The organism is Microcoleus sp. PH2017_08_TRC_O_A (assembly GCF_020738665.1).
Taxonomy (GTDB): domain Bacteria; phylum Cyanobacteriota; class Cyanobacteriia; order Cyanobacteriales; family Microcoleaceae; genus Microcoleus.
On the sequence record NZ_JAEQCE010000213.1, the window covers coordinates 1 to 1,118 of the forward strand.

Annotated in this window: 1 pseudogene; it reads left to right on the forward strand. The window is 44.3% G+C overall.

Features of this window, described 5'->3' with window-relative positions:
- A pseudogene (locus JGK22_RS33115) lies at nt 1–1,118 on the forward strand (hypothetical protein); the annotation flags it as partial.

Here is a 1,118-nt window from a genome sequence, read left to right on the forward strand (position 1 = left end):
TTAGCGGCAATACACCGGAAAACAGCGGGTTAATTATGCGCTACGACAAGCCTACAGGTAACTGGATTCCTATAGATTTACAGGGACGGGAGATAACTAATTTGACGGGGGGGCTTAACACCAGCGAACCTAATTATCTCTCTACTTTGGTCAATAACTTAAAAAAAGGTGTAGTTATAGATGGAAAGGAGATTAAATACCTCAACAAGAACAAACCGTTAGTATTGCTGAATGAATGGTCGTTGGACAGAGAATCAGTTATTCCTGACGTTGGCTTTTCTGAGGGCGCGGCTGATGCTTTGTTTGCTTCTATGGTGCAATTGGATCTGGCGTTGGGGGGTGGCGTTGGAGAGTATGAAGGCAATCAATTAAAGCGGTTGTACGATAGCCAAGGGAAGCTGATTCGCCAGCAGGGAGATTTATTCAATTCGCCCATGCACTTCATGGGTTTTAGTCGCGGGACTGTGGTTAATAGCGAAATCCTACAGCGTTTAGGGACTTTCTTCCCCCAAGCTGGTGGAACATCTATGGCTAACCGAGACCTCCAAATGACAACAATCGACCCGCACGATTTCTACCAACCTAGTTTGAATTTACAATTACCGAACTTTATCAGCACAAATTTCAGCGATTTCTACGAACCAAAAGTTCAAGCTTGGAATAATGTTACGTTTGCTGATAATTATTATCAGACTGTGGCAGATCCCGCAGGTTTGACTGCTACTCCCAACGGTCGTGCTTTGGGTCAACTTCCACAAGAGGAATTGGATAAGAATCCTAAACCTGCGGGACTGAATTTTCCTAAAGCTAATGGTGTTACTTTAGGGAAGGCAGACCGAGAGATTTTACTCGGTACTCGTGAAGGGGAACCAAATCGGATAAATAGTCGAATTGGATTTACTAAGGATGATTTTGTAGGAGGGACGCACAAGCGAGCATTTGGATGGTATGCTGGGACGGTTGATTTAGACCTGGAGGAAGTTTTACTTCAGTATCCTCATGTGGAGGCTTCTGAGAAGCCTCAAGCAGTTAACGATATGTTGGGTAAAATGGGTTTACCCGAATTGTTCGATCCGAATTTCCCGGCAGCTAAACCTTGGTATGATAATGGCAATGGT